The sequence below is a fragment of the Halorubrum trueperi genome (genome assembly GCF_042662525.1).
Classification (GTDB): Archaea; Halobacteriota; Halobacteria; order Halobacteriales; family Haloferacaceae; genus Halorubrum; species Halorubrum trueperi.
Genome location: NZ_JBHSXI010000001.1, coordinates 450,080 through 469,954, shown reverse-complemented (window position 1 = coordinate 469,954; position 19,875 = coordinate 450,080). Strand labels below are relative to the sequence as shown.

Sequence of the window (19,875 nt, the reverse complement as noted above, 5' to 3'; positions counted from 1 at the left end):
GAACTCATACAATTGACAGCGTAATTTCTTGTGAGGTCGGGTTCACCCACACTCATGCAAGGAGGACTTCGCGATCTCCGGAAGCAGGTTTATCGAATCTTCGCGCCGAGAAAAGGGGGAAAACTCGGATACTACACAGATTGGTTCATCATGTTGCTGATCATCGCCAACGTCTCGGCGGTGATCCTCAGCACGGTCGACACAATCTATGAACCGTACGCCCAGATGTTTCAATCGTTCGAGATTTTCTCCGTCGCAGTGTTCACCATTGAGTACGTATCCCGCGTTTGGTCAGCTGTCGAGGCGGACGAGTACACCGGCGCAATCTCCGGACGGCTTCGATTTGCGAGCCGACCGCTCTTAATTGTCGACCTGCTCGCGATCGCCCCGTTCTATATCGCGGTGACTGGAATCGGAGTCGACCTCCGATTCCTCCGGGCGCTCCGACTCATCCGGCTGTTCCGGCTGCTGAAACTAGCTCGATACTCGACCGCGATACAGACGTTTGGCTGGGTTCTGAAGGACCGGAAAGAGAAGCTCGTTATCGCCGTATTCGCGAACGGACTGCTCCTCGTCGTGTCAAGTTCGGTGATGTACTTTATCGAGAGTGCTGTCCAGCCCGACCAGTTCTCGTCGATTCCGGCGACAATGTGGCGGGGCGTGGCGGCGCTGACAACCGTCGGATACGGTGATATGTACCCAGTGACCATGTCAGGCCAATTCGTCGGCGCGATCACGGCTGTCCTTGGAATCGGGATGTTCGCTCTTCCAGCGTCGATCCTTGCAGCTGGGTTCATGGAAGCAACCGAAAACAAACTCGACGAGCGGAAGCAGTGCCCGCACTGTGAGAAGGAAGTCCACCTCGAGCAGCTCGAAAAGATTGAACAGTGAGTCGCCGTCTCAGATCGGTATTGCTGTGCCAGCGACGATCGCGGCGACGGCAACGAGGCCGCCGAGGCCGAGCAGCGCGTAGTTCGCGATCGGGTTTGCCGCCTTGAACCAGTTGAGCGTGAACTTGTCGTCGCGAACTGGGGCGAATGGCCGTACACCCATCGGTGTGAGGGCGTCAGCGACCAAGTGCGAGATGATGGTCAACGTACCAAAGCCAAACGCGATGATACTGAAAAGGATCGTCGCGAGGATCCCTTCCTCGAGGCCAACGAGCGCCCCGAGGGCTCCAAACCCGAAGCCGACCAGGACCGCGAACCACACGGTGTGCGTGATCCCGCGGTGCTTCACCAGCGGCGTCTTCATATCGAGATCTGGAACCATCGCCATCGAAGCGACGGCGACCCCACCGGCCGCTGCGAGTTCGAGGGAGGCGAGTGCAGCGACGATAAATCCGAACGGGGCGTAGAGGAGGAGCCCCGCGCCTATGTGTCCTTTCTCGTGCATGGGTATCCCCTGTCAGCAGAGAATAAGGATGTTACGCGTCATCGATCACGAGAAGCTGACTGGAGATCAGGGGTGTCTACTCGTCCTGTTCTGATGGTGTTGAGTGGGTGCCGTATACACCATCTCCGCCGAGCGACATGGATGATACCTCGCGATAAGGTCCGAACGCGGTGAGCAACTCGACGTCGTCCCGGGCGATTGTCTCACCCGTGTCCGAGTCCGTGAGTTCATCGAATCTCGTGACGTCCTCACCGTTGAGGGTGCATCTCGTGCAGTGGAACTCGTCTTTGATCGGGAACCACGCGACATGGCCTCGGGGGCAGTGGTAGCAGTTGCGCTCTTCTTTGTCGAACAGTCGGATCGTCCGCCGCTCGTCAGTCATGCTCAGTGGGCCGACCGCTCTCACAAAAGTGGTGAGCCAGACATGGAGGTCGGAAGTGAAACTGTATCCAATCGGCGAGCATGTTCGAAAGCGGTCAGGTGAGAAAGCTGACGTCCGCGATGCCGAGCAGCACGTTATTCTCAGATATTTCTCGGTAACCAATCATTTAGTACTCGGTAAGTAATGGGCTATCAGGTTCTGAAACGAGGATACTTAGCCATCGTCGAGCAGCTCTCGAGCAGGGTCACCGTCTACCTCGAGCTCATCATTCGTGAGGTCGGCGATCTTGTCTTCATCGAGTCCAGGGCTCTCTGCGACGAGTCGGACGATCGCGTCGGACGCCTCACTCACACTCGTCGTCATCCTCCGGTGGATCTAGAGCTGTACGATGCTCACGAACAGAATACACACTATGAGAGTCAATGTCCTAGTCTATGCATTTTGAATTACGATAACCGTACTTTAGTAGAAATATACTATCTTGAGGTAACGCACATTTATATTGGGTCGATTACTTGAAGATGGCATGTCAGTCCCCAATGATAAGTTGCGCGCTGCTCTTGGAATGTTGAAGCTACGAGAACTGCGCGACTTAGGGTATGAACGAGATATAGACATCTCTTCAAACAGGAAGGACGACTGGGTTGATGAATTTCTCCGGCTGGATTGGTCCAAAGAGCAGTTCAGCGAATTAATAGATTGGATCGTCGTTCTGGAACAAGAAGAGAAATCTCGAGGGAAGTATCTGGTTGATATAGTTGGCATCGAATCGTTGGTAGATGATGACCCAGTAGAGGAGATACGAGAGAAGTTTTCCGAAATGGAAGTGGAGTTTTCGGAAAACGGATCAGAGGTGGTGTCAGAAGGGTTCGAGATAGAAGATAACTCTTCTGTTGAATTGGGAGGTACCTACTGGTCAAAGACCGACGATTATATTTTAGATCCGTTAGGAGAATTGCGAGAAACTTCGAGAATTTATGGAACAGGGTTTGGGGTAGATCCAGATAAGGAGCAATTTTACATTAGCGCTTCTTTGCCTGCCAAAGCAGAAGGTTTGCTAAACATCGTTGAGAGAACTGGTTTAAGTCTCTCACCAGTTGGTTATCAGGATCTAGCTAACGATGAGGCAAACAGAAAAATGGAAAGATTTGTTGAGGATTTCGAAATAAAGCTACAAGAAAATGATAGTCAGGAGAGGTTTGGAGATTTTGTCAGCATATTACAAATAAAACAGGTGAAGATAGAAGTAGATGAGCAGAGTATTAAGAGGATAGATTTCAATGGGCGTAGAAATATATTCGATCATCCAGATGTTAGGATGTTTGTAGAGGATCGAGATGGGAGGGTATCACAGATTGAAGGAACAATGAAGTATAACGGGCAGGACTTCTTCTTTAAAACAGGTTACACTCCAAAATTTGGAACATATACAATTGAGAAGAAAGGGCAGCGTAGTGGGAATTTGGCTATTGTCGAAGAAGCTGAAAACTTCTTAGAGGAGTTGTATCAGGACCACTTTGCACATATGGACTGAGTATGAATCGCGACTATCAGTTTGAGGTACAGTACCTGCTCACGGTGACTATTGCAGTGACTGCAGCGATTGCTTCTGACTTCATGCGGCCAATTTTCGATGTTAGGATAGGCTATTTACTTCTGATCATAATCGCCCTCCATATTGTTGTAATAAACCACCTGTATGCACTGCAACAGATGGCGGATGTGAGAATGGAGAGCGAGAAAGAGCTAGACGGGTACAGTCAATATACCCTATTCACAGTTACACTGACGATCCCATTCCTAATTCTTCATGCAATATTCCTGTACCTATATTCACCAATATCTGTTTTTATTGTGGAAGGTTTAGGAATATCCTATAGTAATTTTCAGTATATGGGAATAAGTAGCGTCAAAATGTTTATGGCATATCTCCTTCCACTATTACTTACGATGGGCCTCACTCAGCGATTTAGCAAAGAGATATTCCGGGGCCTTCGAGCGTTCAGAAATATCAATTTTGTTGTGGTTCCAGAGAAATTCAAGATCTATCAGAGCCATGAATTCACTGAACCTCTCTTTATAAAAGTAGAAAATAATGGTGATGCGGAAGTTAATCTCGGGCTCGAGTTCGAACTCCCAAGTGAAGTTGTCTGGGTTAGCGAAACTGGAGAGCACAAAAATGAATTTAGTGAAGAGCTGGAAATAGCCTCTGGAAAAAGTAAGAGATATAATTTTGAGTTGCAATACAATGGAGAGGACCGGAAAACTTCTCAATTTGAAGTTATTCTTACTCAAAACGGTCCAGAGAAGCTCAAAACGATTGATGTCCTTCTAAAGGGAGATACCTGAAGAGAGGACGCAGCTTCTTTCACGACGAGTTAGGGGATTCTTCATTGGCCTATTACTACTCATCGACGCTATCTACTTAGGGTCACAAACGGGATGTAGTACATTGTCGTATCCCATTTACGGAAATCTTGAGGATTAGTCTAGCAGCTCGTCCCGCGCCTGCTTCAGTTCGCCCACATCCCACTTCTCGCTCCCGCCCTGGTCGCCGTGAGCTTCCTTCACCAACTCCCGAAACGCACCTTTCACAACTGGGTCGGGCGCACCCTCGGCGACACCGAGCACCTCGTGCGGGTCGCGATCGGGTTCGGGCTCGACGGCGATCACGTCAGAGCTCGCCGCGTCCTCGTCACCCGGTGGTAAGCGAGCCGTCTCGAACTCGGAGTCGGCAGTCGTCACCCCGCAGCGCTCGGCGAGGCGCTTCCGGCGAGCGTACAGCGCGATCGCGCGGGCGTTGTCGCGAAGTGAGTCCCAGCGGTCGCAGGCGATCGCATACCCCTCGTCGGCGTGATCGTCCTCGCGTCGAAAGTACGCGACGACGCCCGGGTCGTCTGGGTCCGAAGACTTGTGCGGGATCCGCGAGTCATTGACATACGCCGGTGCCGCGAATTCGACGCGCTGGAGCAGCGCCCCCCATCGGGAGAGCTCCTCGTCGATCGACTCGAACGCTTCGCGATGGCCGAGGGTGATGTTGCCTGGGTAGGGCTCGCGCTCGCTCGGGGCGGTGCGAGGATACCCTTCCGGCCAGTCGAGGTCGGGGCGCTGTTCAGTCGTGTTCATCGACCTCCTCCATCACGTCGACGTTCGCGGCGAGCTCCTGGAGCGTGACCTGGAGCGTGCCGAGTTGCCCGTCGATCTTCTCGACGATCGCCTCGGGAGCAGGCGCCCCGTCCGGCACTTCGACGTCGAGGTCGTCGACGGGGAGTTCATCCCGGGCGTCGCCCAGCTCATCGGCCGCGGCTCGAAGGCGGTCTCCGGGTTCACTCATCGCTGATCACCTCGTATGCCGCCCGGACGTGCCGGCGGAGCGCGTCGACGTCCTGCTCTTCGATCGCCTCGCCCGCAGCGCGGACGTGTCGCTTCAGCTCCTCGACGTCGTCCTCGTCGCCGGCCCCGTCGGCGTCGCGAGGGTCGTCGACGAGCTCCCACAGCCCGCGTGCGAGGTTGTCGACGTGCCCGTGCTCGTCGAGCCGCCGGAGTCGCTGATTGATATAGGTCTGCTCGACGCCGGTCTGCTCCGAGAGATAGCTGGGTGATGCCCGCCCCTCATGGAGTTCGTCGAGGATCTCTCGATCCGCCTCGTTCAGTTGCCGTGGTTCAAGCACTGGCTGGGCTTTCGCCGCCATAGGCTAACTATCCTTGCGAACCTTAAGTAATTACTGTTAGTGCTACTCAATAGTTCTAACTAATAGTTATCTATAAGTATCCACGGAATAGAGTATCTGATAGGAAGCACCGGATGGCTGCGTGAGAACGTGGCCGGGTGGTAGGACACCCGACCGGTGCTGTCCACTATCGACAGCATGTCAACCACGAATCCGACACCCCAAAACGGTACTGATAGCACAGAACGGATCGACGACCTGCGCGAGCTCCGCGTGGGCGACCGCGTCGTCTTCGGCGACCGCCAGCGTCCCGTCGACGTCGTTGACGTCGGCGTTCGCACGGTCACAGACGAGCGCATCGGCGCCGAGCTCGAGACGCCGATGGTTCGCGTTGAGGGCGACTGGGAGAACGCGACCGACCGCGTCCTCGCGCACAAGCTGAATCGCTGGGAGGGCGGCATCCGGCTGGAAGAGCTCGACACGATCGTCGCCTGCGAGGGCGCCGACCTGGAGCGCGGCGAGATCGTGACCGTCCGGCGCGTCACCCGTGGTGAGGAGGTGAGCAACTGATGTTCTCGACACGTCTCCCGTCGATCCCGGTCCGCGCAGATGCCGAGATCGTCGACGGCCGAACCACCATGGCCGCCTCGGGCGACGCGTCGCTGTACGTTGCTGCACCCGAGCAGCGCCCGCTCGGCAGCGGCGAGACGCACCTGCAGCTCAAGGTCGCAGGCGACGGGACGGAGACGGTCGTCGAACTCGACGCCGACGCACTCCAGCAGCTGGTCGACGCGATCGAGGAAGCGCGTGAGTCTCACGAGCCGGTCTCCGAGACGTTCGACCCAGCGGACTACGACGACGTCCAAGAAGCGCTGGAGGCAGCCCCGGACGGCTACGACATCGAGGGGATTATCGACCACTTCGATCCGGTCCTCGGGGAGAGCGAGGAGAACGAGGAGGTGCCGGCCGATGTCTGAGCAGGGCGCGATCGATTCGGACTTCCAGGATCCCGAGCTCTCCTACGAGGGCCGCGTCGAGAGTGCACTCGACGACGTCCGCACCGAACCGGTCGCGGGCAGCCTCGCGATCGACATCGTCACGCGCCAGCTCCTGTTCGTCCGCTCGAAGGTCGCCGACACGCTCGGCGAGTACTACGAGCAGGAGAACTTCGACCTCGCGACGTACGGACCGCACCCGTGGCTGCCGGTCACGGTCGACGACGCCGCGTTCGAGTGCTACTACGTGAACGACCTCTCACTCGACAGTCTCGACGAGCTCGCAGATCTGAACGACTACGCGTTCCCTGAGGGACGCCTCGCCGTGGTGCCGGTCGAGAACGCGTGGAACGACTCCGAGGTGCGGGATGTCTAAGGCCGACGACGGCGACGCGGCCACGGGCCCGGGAACGTTCGACGAGCGCGCCGCGAAGGCGCTCACCGAGTCGATGAGCGTCCTCGATAACGCGCTCGACAGCGACCTCCGCGACGAGGAGTTCCTCGTCGTCACGCCCAGAGGCACCTACACGATCGACGCGATCGCGGAGACGTGCGACTGCCCGGACGCGCTCCACCGGGGCGTCCGCTGTAAGCACATGCGGCGCGTGGACTACGCTCGCGGTGCCGTCCCGATCCCGGGGTGGGTCGACCGCTCCGCGATCGACGACGGCCTCGGGCAACACCTCGCTGCGGCGCCGCGCATCGCGACGGCCGACGGTCGGACGGTGGTGTTCGAGCAATGACGGACGACGATATGGGGCACGCTTCGTCGCTCCCGGAGCAGTTGCGGCAGGCCGAGGAAGACGACGACATTCCAGCGTCGAGTCCCGAGCGGAGTTCGATCCGCCTCGCCGTCGACGGCGAGCTGCTCAACTCGAACAACCCGATCGACTACCTCGTCGGGTTGCTCCTCGAGGGCAAGCGCTACGACGGCGCGTGGGATGGCGACGAGGAAGCGGTCGCGAAGTACGCGATCGCGTCGTGGTGCCAGGAGATCGGCTGGGCACCAGACCTCACCGACTACGACGTCGGCGAGCAGGTCGATCTTGGCGACGAGGTGCCGTATCTCAACGCTGCGTTCTACGACCACGAGCACGCCGTCGATGACCAGGAGAGCGACGATGCCTAGTCTCGTTGAGCGCGCCGGCGTCGTCGAGGCCGGCCAGACGTGGCGGTGCGACGAGTCCCGTGCTGACCCCGAGGACGTCCCCGCACCGCACGACGTGCCGCTCTGGGAGCCGCACCCGCGGTTCGACGTCATCATCGACGAGGTCCAAGACGACTACGTTGAGGCCACGGCGATGACCGGCAACAGCCACCCACGGACGCCGGACTTCGGCGCGGACGTCGTCTCCACGGTCGAGACGCTGACGAGCGATCCACGGTGGTCGCTGCGGGGCGAAGACGGTGATCGCTCATGAGACAGCAGACGCGAGAGAAGGCGCTGACGGAGCGTCAGTTCGAGCGGTTGCTCATCGGTGCGATGCGTATCGAAGACGCCGAGCAGGCGATGGAGACGCGGGCGATGCTGCTCATCGGTGGTCGGCTCGGGCTCCGCCCTGGTGAAGTCACGCACCTCGACGCGTCGTGGATCAACCGGCGTCGGGAGATGCTGTCGATCCCGAACCACGACTCATGTACGAAGGGGAGAGATGGATCGCCGTGCGGCTACTGCCGCCAGGCGGCGAACCAGCAGCTCAAGCACGACGACACAAAGGAGTTCGACGATGTCATCGAGAGCTACTGGAACCCGAAGACTGACGCCGCGGTGCGTGACGTCCCGTTCGGGTGGTCCCAGCGCATCTCCGTCGCGATCGAGTGGCTGATCGACACCCACGGCGGCTGGCCGTACTCGTTCTCGACACTCCAGCGACGGCTCGAAACGGCACTCGACAGAGCCGACCGCCTCGAGAAGGACGACACGAGTCTCCACGGGCTTCGGGGTACGGCTGCCTCATACCACGCCGGTCGCGGACTCGACTCCGGGCCGCTCCAGTCCATGTTCGGGTGGAGCGATTTGGCGACCGCGAAGAACTACATCGCCGTCGACGGCGAGATGACGGCCCGTGCGCTCCGGGAGGCGAACTGATATGTCGAGTGAGCTCCCGACGATCGAGTTTATCGGCGCTGACGGCGTCCGTCGCGAACTCGACTTTCAACGCTCCCCGCACGCGCCCTGGAGAGCGCTCCTCGTCGAGCGCGAAGAGACGGACGGCGAGATGCGCCACGTCGGCACCGAGCAGCTGCGCGAGCTCCACGTCGACGGCGAGCCCGTGACGGCCGTGACGCTCGTCGATGGATTCGAGGGGCCATGAGTCTCCGCTCGTTCTCCGAGCCCAAGACGCATTTCGAGATCGTGCCGTCGGGCAGCCCGCCGTCCGTCGACGGGCTCGCGATTTCGGAGCCGAAGTATCTGCAGTGTTCGGAGTGCGGTGCGCGCGTTCGCATCGACGGGCCTGAGGGACACAAGACAACGATCGACAACCTGCCGCATGACCGCGACTGTCCACAGCGAGGGGTGGCGAGTCGGTACTACGAGGAGCGGTTCGTGCGGTAGGCGCTCTTCTACTTTCAGTTCCACCCCGGAAACGAGGCTCCGCTTTATTAGCCCCGTTCGCGTCAGGAGTCAACAGCATGATACGTCGTCCAGAGGTCTTCCACGACGAGACGCCTCCACCTGCACTGCGTCATCGCGAAGCGCAGGTCCAAGAGCTGATCCGGCTCCTCCACCGCGCTTGCTCCGACCACAATCAGGGCGCGCTGCTGGCAGGCCCGAGTGGCGTCGGGAAGACAGTTCTGGGTCGGACTGTCCTTGACGAGTTCGGTCGCGAGTTCGGCACGCAGTGGACGTGGATCCAAGCGCTTGGAACCACCACGGGTGAGTTGTTCCGCGAGGCCATCCGCGGCGCTGGCGGAACGGTCGCCAACAACGCACCGAACGACGAGCTCCCCGAACGTTTGCGCGAGACGCTGGCTGGTGATGAGCTACTGATCCTTCTCGACGAGGCCGACGACGTCTCCGGGACCGATGCAGTCGGCCAGCTGACCAGCGTTCCAGGCGTGGAGGTCGTCGTGATCTGCCACGAGCCAGATGACTGGCTAGCACGCTCCGAACCACGAGTCCGACAGTACCTCCACGGCGGACGGATCGAACTCGATCGGTTCGGCGTCGACGAGCTCGCGGACATCCTCCGCGACCGGGCGCGCGTCGGGCTCGTCGACGGCGTGGTGACAAGCTCGCAGCTGGAGACGATCGCCGACGACGTCGCCGGCGTCGCCCGCGAGGGTATCCAGACGCTGCGGGCGGCCGCCGAGAGCGCCGTCGAGCGTGAGCACGGTCGCATTCACGACGACGACGTCGACGACGCCTACGAACGCGCCCGCTCCCGGATCCGCGAGGCGAACCTCACGTCGCTCCCGTTCCACCACCTGGTGCTCTACGAGTTGATTCGGGAGGCTGGAGAGGTGACTGGCCGTCAGCTTCACGCCCGGTACGAAGAGGTCGAAGAGCAGGTGTACGCGAACCGCGAGCGGATGCCGATCAGTCGTCGCGACCGGCGCAACAAGCTCGACAAACTCCGGGCGTACGACCTCATTGAACGGGAGCGCCTCGACCATCGGTGGTTGTACACGCCAGTTGATTCCGGCCTTCACGCCGACCGTACTGTTCGAATTCCCCGGCGAGTCTGATTATCTGTGCTTAGGCACAAGATAATTAACAGTCCAAACTAGATAACTAGTCAGAGGAGCTCATAATATGGGAACCACAGATCACGAAGCACGTGACGACGGTGCACGAGGGATTGAACGATGGAAGGAGGAATCAAAGGCAATTGAGCGTGTGATCGAGGTTGTCCTCTCGCTCGGCGAGCCCCAGACCGCGGGCTGGATCGCCGATGAGGCGCATGTGTCCGAGCAGACGACGCGTGAACACCTCGGCCTCCTCGTCGACCTCGGGATAACGACCTCAACGTCAGCTCGTAGTGTGACGAAGTACCAGCCCGACGCGGCGTACCTCCGCTACCGGGCTGTGTCGGCGGCGATAGAGCGTCATTCGAAGGACGAGATCCTCGATAGCGTTGAGCAGCTCAAAGAGAAGGTGGAGGGTATCGCCGAGGACTACGGCGTTGAATCGCCGGATGAACTCCGGGCACTCGCTGCACACGAGGATGTGAGTAGCGACGAGGTCAAGGAGTACCGCATCGCCGCCTCCGAATGGGAAAGCGTGCGACGTCAACTCGACGTCGATGAAGAAGCGCTTGAGCGCTACGACGAGTTCACACGTGATAGACAAGCGTCGCACGCGTAACGAATGAACGGGCCGCCCTCACCAAACGGCAATCCGTTCGAGTATTCCATCGGACGGCAGCGAGAATTCGCCCACACAAGCCTCTACAACAACCTGCATAAGATTCCCGGGATCGAGAACGTCCATTGGAGTGAATCGAATTCTGGGATAGCCCAGGAAATTCGCGCCGACGTCACCGTCGACGTCTTCGCCGAGGGCGTAATTCCGTGTTCAGAGGCACATCTCACAGTCAATTGGTGGCCTCAAGAATCAGGAGAACAGGACTGGTTTCAGCTGCATTACTGGGACGACACTGGCTTCGACTGTGGGTGGCACCGCCATACCAACGACCACGTCGACGGGCTCACGCATTATCAAGAGCGAGCTGGTGCCGATGCCGAGTACGACTACCGAAGCATCACGTTCGACCATGGGAACCCGGTCGGTATCCTCTGGGATGTCGTTGACGACCGGCTCATCGATGTGCTGATCAAACGATACTCTGAGTAGCAGTCGATCACCCCGGAAGTACGGCCCCCTTTTACCGTGTATCCAGCCCTCGCTGCAGGTATGCCACTCACGGCAACCCGAACGACAGTCAACATGGACGAACTCGGCTTCGACGGCGACATCGAGATCGTGGTCGACAGCCGAGGCGAGCAGACGATCGTGGAGGTCGACCGCGACGGCGACCGGTGGGCGCTGCTCTTCGACGAGACGGGCGAGCTGGCAGAGCGGACGCCCGCCCCGCCGGTGTCGACGCCGCCCTGGCTCGGCCCCGCGATCAAGAAGGCCGCTCCGCAGCTCCGGGTGGCGTAGATGGCCGTCGAGATCGATCGGTCCGGTACCAACAAGTGGCGGTACCGGTGCCCCCGGGGACACACCAACTTCGAGGTCTGGGGCGACACGATCGCGTGTGTCAGCTGTCCGATGCGCACGATCCCCGGCAGCGTGACCTACGAGACCATCATCGACAAGAAAACCGGTCGCGAACTCACGGTGAGCGAGGTGGTCGGGGCGTGAGCCTACTCGACCGGCTCGAGCTCGGCGGCGTCGAGCTCCTCATCGAGGTAGGCGCGTCCTTCAGGGGTGATATTGTACAGACCCCGGGAGATGCGTACCAAAAGTCCATACTCAGCAAGCTTTGGACACCGGTTCCTCGCGTGACCAGCAGATGGACCACCGAGGTCCTCAATCGCAGTGGGGGTGAGGTTCCCGTGTTCACGGACAAGTTCAAGGATGGTATCGTCCGATGGAACCATCCAGTCCGCCTCTTCGCGCATCTTGTCCGCGGAGTTGGTTGCTACTGGCATATGGCCACCGATTATCAGAAGATAATGGCGACTAGTACTTAAACACTTGTGTAATGCAATCATACACTGACTAATTGCCAGCAAGTTATTTGTAAGGGGAGGTATAACACCTAGTTGACCTGGCCTTCGCGGGAAAACCCCGCCGTGTTGACGCACGACGGGCCGGGTCCCATGGAGCCCCTCTCACGAGGGGATTTGACAGAGACCCATGACCAGATCAGAAGACAGGGGCCTTAGTAATAGCCCCAATGGCGACAGCAGCACTGACGCAGAGATACTCGACAGTGACGAGCCAGCGGTAGACGCCGAGCATATTCCAGCACCAACACCACATGTCGGCGGCAAGCCGCCACGGGAGTACGAGCTGTTCGGCAGCTTCCAGATCGACGCGGGCGGCAACGCGTGGGTCGCGGCGAAGTACCCGGTTGACGTGACGGAGGTCCGGTGATGTCCGTTGACGACGCCCACGCGATCGTCCGGAACGCCCTGCAGGGCGCGGATGAGAGTACGCCCGGGCTGCACGAGCTCCGACTCGCCGACCTCAACGAGGCCGAGCGCGAACACGCGATCGCAGCGCTCAGAAGCCTCCATCAACTCGACGAGGCACTCGCAGTTCGATCGGAGTTACACATGGTCGAGATTCCGTGGGACGAGGGTGTTGGAGGTGACGCCTGATGCACGACGCAACGCTGTTCCTCACGCACGAGGAGGCGCGCGATCCCGAGATCTCGTCCAAGCTCGATGGCGAGTACCCGGCCGTCGACGCCGAGGGACAGACCTACCTCGACGGCCACACCGTGTACTTCGGGACGGCCGCGGACCTCATCGAAGAGCAGAACGAGGATGTCGCCGTCGACGAAAGGGAGATATCGACGAGCCGGCCGAAATCACTCGTCCCGCGAGCTATCGACTTCTACGCGGACGTCTCCACCGACCCGGGGTTCATCGGTGTCTCGTCCGTTTCGAAGGGCGAGTGGTTCGTGAAGCGCGTCGCTGCTCAGACTGGCGTCAACGTGAAGGAAACCCGGATCGACGTCGACGCGTTCGCCGAGTACATCCGCGAGCAGACGGAGACCGCCGATGCCTGGAACGTCTCACACTCGCGGGACTACGGCGGCGGCAAGGAGAAGACGAGCATCGATTACCACGACGCGGCCGACATCGAGTCGGCGCGTGACGGGACGATTGGGCTCGGCTTCGAGTACATGTGGAACGACGCGTTCGTCGACGGTGTCATCTACGAGAGCGGGTACGTCGCGAACTACAGCAACGGACTCCTTGAAGAGGGGTTCGCTCTGTGGGTTCGCGAAGAGGTGTTGCCGTTCCTCGAGATCGACCTTGGTGACGAAGAGTCGAGCGAGCAGACGACGCTGACCGAGGACGAAAAGGACCGGGCAGAGGTCGCCGCGACCGACGGAGGTGACGACGATGGCGAATAGTGCACCGACCACGCCCGCATCCCCGGACACTCATCGCGAGCGAGTGATCCAGCGAGCGAGACTCGAAGCGGCGAGTCGTCACGACCGGTGTGACGCACTCGACCTCCAGGCCGGAACGAGCGACGTCTCAGGTGACGAGCTCGTGTACTGCGGTCGGTGTGGACAGCTGCTGCTTCGGTGGGGCGGTGACGATGCCGAGTGACGAGCTCACCACGACGACCGAAGTCGTCACGCTCGCCGAGCACGCCGACGGGCTTGGCACGAGCACCGCCCGACGCCTCGAGAACCACGGCCTCGAGACTGTAGCGGACATCCTCAACGCCGATGAGGAGATGCTCACGGACGTACCGTACGTCTCCGAGACACGAGCCGACACGCTCCAGGAGATCGCCGAGGCCGTCGGCGGCGTCGATCCCGATCCACTCGTCGATTCTCGAGCGGTCGTCCTGGAGGCGACACTCGGCGAGAAGCTGAACCTCACGATGGCCGAGCGCGACGGTTATGCATGTCCGTGGTACGTCATCGACGCGGAAGACGCGATCGAGTGGGACGGCGCGACGGGCGAGACGTGGCGGACGCGTCGGCTGCGGATCGCTGATGGGATCTCTGGAACGAGCCGGCGAGAATGTGATCTCGTGCTGGGTGGTGAGGAGATCCGGCTCGAGGATCCACCGGTCAAACACCTGAGCGCACAGCCGAACGCTCCCGAGTGGCGGGTCGAGTCGGTCGGGGCCATCGGCCGAGCGTCGACGTCGTCGATCGCGACGCTCCGAGGACAGCAGGAACAGCAGGACGCCAAGCCCGAGGGCGACGACACCTGGCGGAAGTACCAACGAGGTGAGACCGCGTGACAGACGGCGGAGAGACTGAGCACGGTCTGTTTTGGGCCGGTGCGCCGCTCACGGTCCGGAGCGAACTGTTCCACATCTACAGCGAGGAGACGGATCGCTCGCTGTGCGGGAAGTACCGTCACGGGAATATGAACGAAACGACTCCCGTTGAGGAAGGCGACACGTGGAAGGACGGACGCGACTGTAAATCGTGCTCTCGGAAGGCCGATCCTGTGGAGGTCGACGATGCGTGACCTCGTTGCCTGCAAGGACTGTGACCGCGTTTTCTTCGCGGTCCGAACTCGAGATCTCGGAGACAACTGTCCCGACTGTGGAAACGACGGGAAGGGATCTATGCACTGGTACAGGGTGATCGACGATGCGTGGTGATGAGCGTGCGGAATACGGAGACGGCACCTCACGCACCGACGGCGGTGTGACACCCCAACAAGTCCTCGAATTGAACAGCCGGAAGTCGGCCCCGACCGACCCGGACGAGAAGCGGCACGACTCCTCGTCAGAGGCGTCACGCGAGCTGCTCACCGAGTGGGTCGCAACGTACGTCGACGACCGGAAGATCGCCACAGCCAAGCAGATCGTCAATGAGAGCGGTCGCGAGGACGTCGACATCGGCGACGTCGGGCGCACGCTCGGCTGTCGCAACGTCGACGTTACGCCCGGCGGCTTCCTCGACGAGGTTGAGCTCTCGAAGTGGGGCGACGCCAACGTCACCAGCTGGGTGTTCGAGCGCGTCGACGGCGCTGTCGACGGGGGAACCCAGACGCGCGGCAAGTACCTGTTCAAGCCCGATCTCGTCAGCGAGATTAGCGACGCAGTCGGTGACCTCGACGACGAGTACGACATCCGACAGTCAGCAGATAGTCGACGTATCGGGGTGTCGGCAGCGTGGAAACGAGCCGTCACGCTCGCGCTTGTCGAGCGGGCTGACTGCGAGCTCGAGGAGCTGCTGACGGGCTACGACGAGGAGCATTGGACGTCGGTCGGCCAGTACGTCGACCAGCTATCGAAGGCCGAGTTGACGAACCTCGTCGAGGGGCTACTCGACGCGGACGATGCACTCGGGACTGGACACTGCTGGCCGCGGGAGATGCTGATCGCGATTCACGACGTCCTCGTGTCGGGGATCGACCTGGCGGAGGTAGCGCCGTGACTGACCTCAACATCAGCGGCATCACTGACGCCGAAGTCGAAGAGATCGAGCAGCGCGTCGACGAGTCGGGTGCATCCTCGCGCTCGGAGTGGCTCCGACGCCGCCTCCGAGCAGGCATCACGATCTACGACGCCGGTGAGATCAACGAGGCGGAGCTCGACAGGCTGGTGATCGGCGATGAGTGAGGCCGCCTGGAGTGACGAGGAGCTCCTCGGGATGGATACGTCGACGTCGGCTGACGAGCTGGAGATCAAGCGTGACCCGATCGGGACCTACATCGATCGGCTAGAGCGGTACGGCCGCGAGGCCAGGTACGTCGCCAACATGGAGGCGATTCTCGTCGAGTTCCAGGCCGTCCTTCGCGATGAGCACGGCGAGCACCTCTGTAACATCGACGACTCGCACGTCATCGCGTTCAACCGCCACCTCAAGCGTGCGGAGTACTACCGAACGCGGACCCGGGCGAACTCGGATGAGCCCGCACCGATCGATATCAGCGACCAGACCCGACACGAACAGATCCGCCGGTTGAGCACGTTCTACGCCTGGCTGGCTGACGATGTCGGAGTCGTATCGAGCAACCCAGCCAAACAGGCGCTCAACAACCTCTCGGAATCGGAGTTCCGCGCGTCTCCGCCCGACCGACCGCGGATCGAGTTCGAGGAGATGGCCGACTTTGTCGCGTGGATCGACGACCCGCTCCCGCGCACACTCGTGCTGTTTCTGCTCAAAAGCGGGGCGCGAATGGGTGAGGCGCTCAACGTCGATCTGTGCTGTCTCAACCTCGACCACCCGGTCTACCACGCGATCGCCGAGCGCGAGGATGTCGAGCTGCTTCCCGAGGTCTCCGGGCGTCCGGACACAGTGTTTCTCGACCCGGGCTTCCAGGCCGGGACAGAGATTCGCGGGGAGGTCCGCGAGTCAGGCTCGAAGCGGCAGCGCGCCGGCGGGACGATCGTCCCTCTCGACGCCGAGCTCAAGATGGCGCTCGTCGAGTACCTGCTCACACGGCGACCGACCATCGACGAGACAGTGTCGCCGCTGTTCGCGATGCCCTCGCTTCGCGGGCACCACCGGCTGACGAGTGCCAGCACAAGTGCGATGCTCACGGCCAGCGGGAGCAGCCCCGGCATCCTCCAGGACTACGGCTGGTGGGAGCCCGGTGCGAGTACGGCTGAGAAGGTCACAGCGCACTACTTCCGCCATTACTTCACCCACAACCATCGGCACAACCAGGGCGTACACGACGGCTCGATGCCGGAGACGGTGATCGCATATATCCGCGGGGACGCCCCTGACCGGTCGACAGCTCGGGGAGACAACTACCGCCATCTGTCGTGGAACGACTGGGAGTCGCAGGTCAAAGAGCCCTATCTGGAGGGCATCTACCAGTTCGGGGTCTACGGTGATCGCCAATGAACTGGTCCATCCGATTCGCGCTCCGGTGGTTCACCCTCGGGCTCGGGATCATGCTCGGCGTGCTGATCGCCAGCGAGGTGTTGCTGTGAGCCAGCAGACGCGGTACACCGCCGAGCACGCAGCCGAACAGTTCCGCATCCGCGCGACTGGCGGCGCTGGCGTCGCGACAGCGTGGCAACGCGGGCTCCGCGTCGAGATCCCGCCCGAGGCACCCGTCCCGAAACACGACGAGGCGCGATTCGACGCCCGGTCAGATCTCGTCGTGTTCCGCCGCGAGCAGACGCTGACAACGTGTTACGGGCTCGACGCTGACCACGTCACGAACATCCACGGCGTGGCCGTCGCGGCCGTCGTCGACGCACAGTTCGGGACGAGCTACCGCTCCCGAATCGACGCTGCGAATCTGGAGGAAGTTACCTCATGAGCTTAACAACATCAGACGACACCATCGAGGACCCCGTTGAGAAACTCCGCGAAGATGACGAGGCTGTCGAGCTCTTCGAGCGGCTCGCGGACTCCGACGCGCAGTGCGCTGACCGGTTTCAGAACGCACTCGAAAAGGCAGGGGTGCGGTGACGATGTCAGTCCAGCAGCAGCTGGCTGAGGATGGGGTCCTCACGAAGCCGGTCGCGAGCGGCGATGACGTCCTCGGCCTCGACGTCCAGGTCGTCGCGAGCAGCGGCGACCGCGTCCTCGACCATCTCGTCGTCGAGCTCGTCGACGCGGGCCGCGGTCTCGGCGTCGAGAGCGGTCCCGCACCACATGCAGAGATCGTTATCGGCGGGCGTTTCACGGTCACACCGATGGCAGACGATCGGGGCGCGGACATCGTCATCTTCCTCGAGGTCGACGTCGATACCGTGCATGGCTGCAAACTTCGCCTCCTGCGTCTCCCCGGAGAACTTCGCGACGTAGCGGGAGATGACGGGCGACCCGCGGGCGCGACCCTGGCGGTCCTCGATGAACGCCTGGGACTTGTCCTGCTGGGAGAGCCAGTAGGCGTTCGACTTCCGGAAGTTCGTCGGCGTCACCGGGAACTCGACGTCGGCGCGTCGGGCAGCCTCCTTGAAGATCTTCAAGAAGAGCTGGTAGCTGACACGCTTCGGTTTGTTGAGGTGACTCCAGGTGTAGTCGTCACCCTCGCCAGGGTGCTCGGCCTGCCAGCGAGAGACCCACGGGATCGACCGGATGAGGTGGACGTCGTGTTCGCCACGCTTCCCGTCGACGCGGACTTTGACGGAGTGCTCAGAGTCACTAATCTGGTCGAGCGTGAGGTCATAGAGCTCGCCGCCGCGGAACCCACCCTCGAACTGGAGCGCGATAAGCGCCTTGTCACGAGCGTTGTGACAGGCGTCGATCATCGGGCGGACGTGCGTGTCCCAGTCGAGCATGTCGGCCTCGTCGGGCTCGGGCTGGTAGTCACGCGTCGTCTGCGTGGAGATCCAGTCGTGCGTGTCGGGGATCTCCTCGCTACGAGTGGTGTGTTTGGCGAGCATCCGGAAGGCGACGCGGTAGTCCCGGTTCGTCTCCTGGCTCCCCTCCTCGATGTCGTAGGTGTCGTGGATCCAGCGGACGACGACCTTCGCGGCGTCCTTGGCGGCGTCGAAGTCCTCGTCGTCGCGCTCGGGGAGGATCGACTCGACGAGCTCGACGTCGGCGTGCTCACTCGCCCGTGTGTTGTGTCGGAGGAGCTTCTCGTGTCGGTGCCAGCCGTACTCTTCGCGACGGAGCTTCAGTTCGTCGCTGAACGCGAGCAAGAGGTCTCGATCGGCATCGCTTCCACCGCGCTCGCCGGCCTGGAGCTTCTCGCGGAGCGTGTCGACGGCGATCTTCGCAGCCATACTACCCCTGTTTATATGTGGGATGTTAAACCTCTGGTTGATAGCCCTCCTCCGGCTCTTCTGACGGAACAACGTTAAACCGAAGAGCCGCGGGAGAGTTTGAATCAGGGAGTGGAGCGAGCGGATCGAGCGAAACGACAGCGGTTCTGTCGCCTCATCCTCGCCGCTCCTGTCGAATAGGACTCGTCGAAAGCTACGGCAGATGACACGCCTAGATGTGCCTGCGACCAGTACGGGAACAGCCGTGATGGATAGCGGGAGTAGGGATCTCAGTGTGTTGGAGTGGGCATTTATAGGTGAACGAGTGGTGTTGCCGGCGGCTGTTTATATATTTTTGCTGGCGCGGTGAACACTTACAAAGCCCCAGCCGCGACGAGCTCGCGGTTTCACTGCTCGCTACGAGGGCTCCCTCCGGTCGCCCTCGCGGCAGCGAGGCGCGGAGCGCCGGCGACGCCACCGCCACGTTCATTTATAAGCAGTCGTCGCTGCTGCGCTTAATCATTTAAATACTACGTCGCCGGCGGCGGCCTGCAATACCCACTCCCGTACTCTCTCACGCTTCTGTTGCTGCACTGAACGCGGACGCGTTTGGACGTGTCTCTTACTGGGAAATTCACCAGAATCGGAATTTCGAGGCAGGTGCGGAAGGGCTCTATTTTTCGGTCTTTTCGTACACCTGGCCCGTGGTCTCGACGAGCCGGCCGATGGGGACATTGATACCGAGCCGGTTGCGGGCGAAGACGGCCACCGGGAACAGCGAGATCCCGACTGCGACTGTCGCCTGATGCAGCCCGAACAGGGCCGCTGAACGGATGCGGTCGAACATTGGTCTTCGCCCGACCGGAGCAGCGGGGTATATATATATCTTGTGTGCGGTCCGCGACGGATACCCCGCCGCAGTCATGCGTTTTTCGGTCATTGATTAACGTTCCTGAAATATATTGAGTGAGAAACAGATGACGGGATATCTCAAGTGGTGCGAACCCGGTTCGTTTCTGTAAGTTATGCAAATCCTTCGCGCCTCGTGCGCCTCGCATCCCGTTCGTTTTCGGCGCTCGCACTCGAGTGACGAGTCCACGGACGCGGACCGAACGGGATATATCGGATCCGCCGCGTACGGTGGCCCGTGCA

At 60.7% G+C, this 19,875-nt stretch carries 38 protein-coding genes; 29 read left to right on the top strand and 9 right to left on the bottom strand.

Going from position 1 to position 19,875, the window contains the following annotated elements; genetic code table 11:
• Positions 1–54: 54 nt before the first annotated feature.
• Complete coding sequence (locus ACFQEY_RS02445; protein WP_379764450.1) at positions 55–891, top strand: ion transporter; 837 nt, start codon at positions 55–57, stop codon at positions 889–891.
• A gap of 9 nt (positions 892–900) precedes the next feature.
• Here the strand turns inward: ACFQEY_RS02445 and ACFQEY_RS02440 are convergent, their stop codons facing one another.
• The 3 genes from ACFQEY_RS02440 to ACFQEY_RS02430 form a co-directional block, all read right to left on the bottom strand.
• The gene (locus ACFQEY_RS02440) at positions 901–1,395 is read right to left on the bottom strand and encodes a metal-dependent hydrolase (protein WP_379764448.1); all 495 of its coding nucleotides are present in this window, start codon (positions 1,393–1,395) and stop codon (positions 901–903) included.
• A 76-nt stretch (positions 1,396–1,471) separates the two neighbouring features.
• Positions 1,472–1,777 carry a hypothetical protein gene (locus ACFQEY_RS02435; protein ID WP_379764446.1) on the bottom strand — a complete coding sequence of 102 codons (306 nt, stop codon included), beginning with the start codon at positions 1,775–1,777 and terminating at the stop codon, positions 1,472–1,474.
• 213 nt (positions 1,778–1,990) lie between these two features.
• Positions 1,991–2,128 (bottom strand): hypothetical protein, encoded by a 138-nt coding sequence (locus ACFQEY_RS02430; protein ID WP_379764444.1) that lies wholly within the window; start codon positions 2,126–2,128, stop codon positions 1,991–1,993.
• 175 nt (positions 2,129–2,303) lie between these two features.
• Between ACFQEY_RS02430 and ACFQEY_RS02425 the strand changes: the two genes are divergently transcribed.
• Both ACFQEY_RS02425 and ACFQEY_RS02420 read left to right on the top strand, forming a co-directional pair.
• Complete coding sequence (locus tag ACFQEY_RS02425) at positions 2,304–3,311, top strand: hypothetical protein (protein ID WP_379764442.1); 1,008 nt, start codon at positions 2,304–2,306, stop codon at positions 3,309–3,311.
• A 2-nt stretch (positions 3,312–3,313) separates the two neighbouring features.
• Entirely contained in the window at positions 3,314–4,126 is an 813-nt protein-coding gene (locus ACFQEY_RS02420; RefSeq protein WP_379764440.1) for a hypothetical protein, read from the top strand.
• A gap of 135 nt (positions 4,127–4,261) precedes the next feature.
• On the opposite strand, the gene ACFQEY_RS02415 is transcribed toward ACFQEY_RS02420, so the two are convergent.
• The 3 genes from ACFQEY_RS02415 to ACFQEY_RS02405 are packed head-to-tail and all read right to left on the bottom strand — an operon-like array spanning position 4,262 to position 5,448.
• Complete coding sequence (locus ACFQEY_RS02415) at positions 4,262–4,903, bottom strand: J domain-containing protein (protein WP_379764438.1); 642 nt, start codon at positions 4,901–4,903, stop codon at positions 4,262–4,264.
• Entirely contained in the window at positions 4,890–5,111 is a 222-nt protein-coding gene (locus ACFQEY_RS02410) for a hypothetical protein (RefSeq protein ID WP_379764436.1), read from the bottom strand. Before ACFQEY_RS02410 ends, ACFQEY_RS02415 begins: the two co-directional genes overlap by 14 nt.
• On the bottom strand, positions 5,104–5,448 hold the full coding sequence (locus ACFQEY_RS02405; protein WP_379764434.1) for a winged helix-turn-helix transcriptional regulator: 345 nt from the start codon (positions 5,446–5,448) through the stop codon (positions 5,104–5,106). Before ACFQEY_RS02405 ends, ACFQEY_RS02410 begins: the two co-directional genes overlap by 8 nt.
• Positions 5,449–5,646: 198 nt before the next feature.
• On the opposite strand from ACFQEY_RS02405, the gene ACFQEY_RS02400 reads away from it, so the two are divergent.
• From ACFQEY_RS02400 to ACFQEY_RS02335, 14 genes are all read left to right on the top strand, one after another.
• Complete coding sequence (locus ACFQEY_RS02400) at positions 5,647–6,018, top strand: hypothetical protein (RefSeq protein WP_379764432.1); 372 nt, start codon at positions 5,647–5,649, stop codon at positions 6,016–6,018.
• Entirely contained in the window at positions 6,018–6,425 is a 408-nt protein-coding gene (locus ACFQEY_RS02395) for a hypothetical protein (RefSeq protein ID WP_379764430.1), read from the top strand. The genes ACFQEY_RS02400 and ACFQEY_RS02395 overlap by 1 nt, the downstream gene beginning before the upstream one ends.
• Positions 6,418–6,819, top strand: coding sequence for a hypothetical protein (locus ACFQEY_RS02390; RefSeq protein ID WP_379764428.1), 402 nt, complete (start codon positions 6,418–6,420; stop codon positions 6,817–6,819). Before ACFQEY_RS02395 ends, ACFQEY_RS02390 begins: the two co-directional genes overlap by 8 nt.
• Positions 6,812–7,186 (top strand): hypothetical protein, encoded by a 375-nt coding sequence (locus ACFQEY_RS02385; protein ID WP_379764426.1) that lies wholly within the window; start codon positions 6,812–6,814, stop codon positions 7,184–7,186. Before ACFQEY_RS02390 ends, ACFQEY_RS02385 begins: the two co-directional genes overlap by 8 nt.
• Positions 7,183–7,572, top strand: coding sequence for a hypothetical protein (locus ACFQEY_RS02380; protein ID WP_379764424.1), 390 nt, complete (start codon positions 7,183–7,185; stop codon positions 7,570–7,572). Before ACFQEY_RS02385 ends, ACFQEY_RS02380 begins: the two co-directional genes overlap by 4 nt.
• On the top strand, positions 7,565–7,864 hold the full coding sequence (locus ACFQEY_RS02375; RefSeq protein ID WP_379764422.1) for an SNF2/RAD54 family helicase: 300 nt from the start codon (positions 7,565–7,567) through the stop codon (positions 7,862–7,864). The genes ACFQEY_RS02380 and ACFQEY_RS02375 overlap by 8 nt, the downstream gene beginning before the upstream one ends.
• Positions 7,861–8,532 (top strand): tyrosine-type recombinase/integrase, encoded by a 672-nt coding sequence (locus ACFQEY_RS02370; RefSeq protein ID WP_379764420.1) that lies wholly within the window; start codon positions 7,861–7,863, stop codon positions 8,530–8,532. Before ACFQEY_RS02375 ends, ACFQEY_RS02370 begins: the two co-directional genes overlap by 4 nt.
• 1 nt (position 8,533) lies before the next feature.
• Positions 8,534–8,758 carry a hypothetical protein gene (locus tag ACFQEY_RS02365; RefSeq protein WP_379764418.1) on the top strand — a complete coding sequence of 75 codons (225 nt, stop codon included), beginning with the start codon at positions 8,534–8,536 and terminating at the stop codon, positions 8,756–8,758.
• A complete protein-coding gene (locus ACFQEY_RS02360) occupies positions 8,755–9,000 on the top strand; it encodes a hypothetical protein (RefSeq protein WP_379764416.1) in 246 nt (81 codons plus the stop codon). Before ACFQEY_RS02365 ends, ACFQEY_RS02360 begins: the two co-directional genes overlap by 4 nt.
• Positions 9,001–9,077: 77 nt before the next feature.
• A complete protein-coding gene (locus ACFQEY_RS02355) occupies positions 9,078–10,133 on the top strand; it encodes a Cdc6/Cdc18 family protein (RefSeq protein ID WP_379764414.1) in 1,056 nt (351 codons plus the stop codon).
• A 67-nt stretch (positions 10,134–10,200) separates the two neighbouring features.
• Positions 10,201–10,752, top strand: coding sequence for a DUF7342 family protein (locus ACFQEY_RS02350; protein WP_379764412.1), 552 nt, complete (start codon positions 10,201–10,203; stop codon positions 10,750–10,752).
• 3 nt (positions 10,753–10,755) lie between these two features.
• Positions 10,756–11,241: a hypothetical protein gene (locus ACFQEY_RS02345; protein ID WP_379764410.1), complete on the top strand. Its 486-nt coding sequence runs from the start codon at positions 10,756–10,758 to the stop codon at positions 11,239–11,241.
• A 60-nt stretch (positions 11,242–11,301) separates the two neighbouring features.
• The gene (locus ACFQEY_RS02340) at positions 11,302–11,550 is read left to right on the top strand and encodes a hypothetical protein (RefSeq protein WP_379764408.1); all 249 of its coding nucleotides are present in this window, start codon (positions 11,302–11,304) and stop codon (positions 11,548–11,550) included.
• The gene (locus tag ACFQEY_RS02335; protein ID WP_379764406.1) at positions 11,551–11,754 is read left to right on the top strand and encodes a hypothetical protein; all 204 of its coding nucleotides are present in this window, start codon (positions 11,551–11,553) and stop codon (positions 11,752–11,754) included.
• A gap of 2 nt (positions 11,755–11,756) precedes the next feature.
• Here the strand turns inward: ACFQEY_RS02335 and ACFQEY_RS02330 are convergent, their stop codons facing one another.
• On the bottom strand, positions 11,757–12,014 hold the full coding sequence (locus tag ACFQEY_RS02330) for a PhiH1 repressor (RefSeq protein WP_379765095.1): 258 nt from the start codon (positions 12,012–12,014) through the stop codon (positions 11,757–11,759).
• A gap of 238 nt (positions 12,015–12,252) precedes the next feature.
• On the opposite strand from ACFQEY_RS02330, the gene ACFQEY_RS02325 reads away from it, so the two are divergent.
• The 12 genes from ACFQEY_RS02325 to ACFQEY_RS02270 all read left to right on the top strand — a co-directional run bounded on the left by ACFQEY_RS02325 (position 12,253) and on the right by ACFQEY_RS02270 (position 17,479).
• Positions 12,253–12,492: a hypothetical protein gene (locus ACFQEY_RS02325; RefSeq protein WP_379764404.1), complete on the top strand. Its 240-nt coding sequence runs from the start codon at positions 12,253–12,255 to the stop codon at positions 12,490–12,492.
• Positions 12,492–12,719, top strand: a complete 228-nt coding sequence (locus ACFQEY_RS02320; RefSeq protein WP_379764402.1) for a hypothetical protein — start codon at positions 12,492–12,494, stop codon at positions 12,717–12,719. Before ACFQEY_RS02325 ends, ACFQEY_RS02320 begins: the two co-directional genes overlap by 1 nt.
• On the top strand, positions 12,719–13,483 hold the full coding sequence (locus ACFQEY_RS02315) for a hypothetical protein (RefSeq protein WP_379764400.1): 765 nt from the start codon (positions 12,719–12,721) through the stop codon (positions 13,481–13,483). Before ACFQEY_RS02320 ends, ACFQEY_RS02315 begins: the two co-directional genes overlap by 1 nt.
• The gene (locus ACFQEY_RS02310) at positions 13,473–13,685 is read left to right on the top strand and encodes a hypothetical protein (protein ID WP_379764398.1); all 213 of its coding nucleotides are present in this window, start codon (positions 13,473–13,475) and stop codon (positions 13,683–13,685) included. The genes ACFQEY_RS02315 and ACFQEY_RS02310 overlap by 11 nt, the downstream gene beginning before the upstream one ends.
• Positions 13,675–14,334 (top strand): helix-hairpin-helix domain-containing protein, encoded by a 660-nt coding sequence (locus ACFQEY_RS02305; RefSeq protein WP_379764396.1) that lies wholly within the window; start codon positions 13,675–13,677, stop codon positions 14,332–14,334. Before ACFQEY_RS02310 ends, ACFQEY_RS02305 begins: the two co-directional genes overlap by 11 nt.
• Positions 14,331–14,567, top strand: coding sequence for a hypothetical protein (locus ACFQEY_RS02300; protein ID WP_379764394.1), 237 nt, complete (start codon positions 14,331–14,333; stop codon positions 14,565–14,567). Before ACFQEY_RS02305 ends, ACFQEY_RS02300 begins: the two co-directional genes overlap by 4 nt.
• Positions 14,560–14,703 carry a hypothetical protein gene (locus ACFQEY_RS02295; protein ID WP_379764392.1) on the top strand — a complete coding sequence of 48 codons (144 nt, stop codon included), beginning with the start codon at positions 14,560–14,562 and terminating at the stop codon, positions 14,701–14,703. Before ACFQEY_RS02300 ends, ACFQEY_RS02295 begins: the two co-directional genes overlap by 8 nt.
• A 46-nt stretch (positions 14,704–14,749) precedes the next feature.
• Positions 14,750–15,484: a hypothetical protein gene (locus ACFQEY_RS02290; protein WP_379764390.1), complete on the top strand. Its 735-nt coding sequence runs from the start codon at positions 14,750–14,752 to the stop codon at positions 15,482–15,484.
• Positions 15,481–15,669 carry a hypothetical protein gene (locus ACFQEY_RS02285; protein ID WP_379764388.1) on the top strand — a complete coding sequence of 63 codons (189 nt, stop codon included), beginning with the start codon at positions 15,481–15,483 and terminating at the stop codon, positions 15,667–15,669. The genes ACFQEY_RS02290 and ACFQEY_RS02285 overlap by 4 nt, the downstream gene beginning before the upstream one ends.
• Complete coding sequence (locus ACFQEY_RS02280) at positions 15,662–16,903, top strand: tyrosine-type recombinase/integrase (protein ID WP_379764386.1); 1,242 nt, start codon at positions 15,662–15,664, stop codon at positions 16,901–16,903. Before ACFQEY_RS02285 ends, ACFQEY_RS02280 begins: the two co-directional genes overlap by 8 nt.
• Positions 16,904–16,988: 85 nt before the next feature.
• Complete coding sequence (locus tag ACFQEY_RS02275) at positions 16,989–17,327, top strand: hypothetical protein (protein ID WP_379764384.1); 339 nt, start codon at positions 16,989–16,991, stop codon at positions 17,325–17,327.
• A complete protein-coding gene (locus ACFQEY_RS02270) occupies positions 17,324–17,479 on the top strand; it encodes a hypothetical protein (RefSeq protein WP_379764382.1) in 156 nt (51 codons plus the stop codon). Before ACFQEY_RS02275 ends, ACFQEY_RS02270 begins: the two co-directional genes overlap by 4 nt.
• Before the next feature lie 5 nt (positions 17,480–17,484).
• Here ACFQEY_RS02270 and ACFQEY_RS02265 read toward each other — a convergent pair whose 3' ends face one another.
• Positions 17,485–18,744: a tyrosine-type recombinase/integrase gene (locus ACFQEY_RS02265; protein ID WP_379764380.1), complete on the bottom strand. Its 1,260-nt coding sequence runs from the start codon at positions 18,742–18,744 to the stop codon at positions 17,485–17,487.
• A gap of 652 nt (positions 18,745–19,396) precedes the next feature.
• Positions 19,397–19,570: a hypothetical protein gene (locus ACFQEY_RS02260; RefSeq protein WP_379764378.1), complete on the bottom strand. Its 174-nt coding sequence runs from the start codon at positions 19,568–19,570 to the stop codon at positions 19,397–19,399.
• Between the last annotated feature and the right edge of the window lie 305 nt (positions 19,571–19,875).